The sequence below is a fragment of the Mesorhizobium sp. M1A.T.Ca.IN.004.03.1.1 genome, assembly GCF_003997555.1.
Lineage (GTDB): Bacteria > Pseudomonadota > Alphaproteobacteria > Rhizobiales > Rhizobiaceae > Mesorhizobium.
On record NZ_RZTV01000237.1, the window covers coordinates 1 to 278 of the forward strand.

The following is a 278-nucleotide window of genomic DNA, read 5'->3' on the forward strand; positions in this document are numbered from 1 at the left end:
CTCGGCGATCGTCACCTTGAGGGTGACCTGATCCTCACCCTCGATCTGCAAGAGATTGACGACCTGCGAGGTCTGACGGCCTTCGGCAAAGAGCGCCACCGAGCTGTCGCCGCCGGTGCCGGATGCCGTCTCGGTTCTGGTCGTCGCCTCGCCGCCTTTCAGGAAGACCTGCCCCAGATCAGCTGCCTGCGTGGCATCCTGCGGCGTGCGCACGGGGCCGGTCAGCACGATATTGTCGGAGACGATTTCGACGTTGATGCGGGAGTCGGGAATGAAGC

The 278-nt window shown here is 64.0% G+C and carries 1 pseudogene; it reads right to left on the minus strand.

Annotated features, from left to right (window positions below):
• A pseudogene (locus EOD29_RS31500) lies at window positions 1-278 on the minus strand (pilus assembly protein CpaC); the annotation flags it as partial.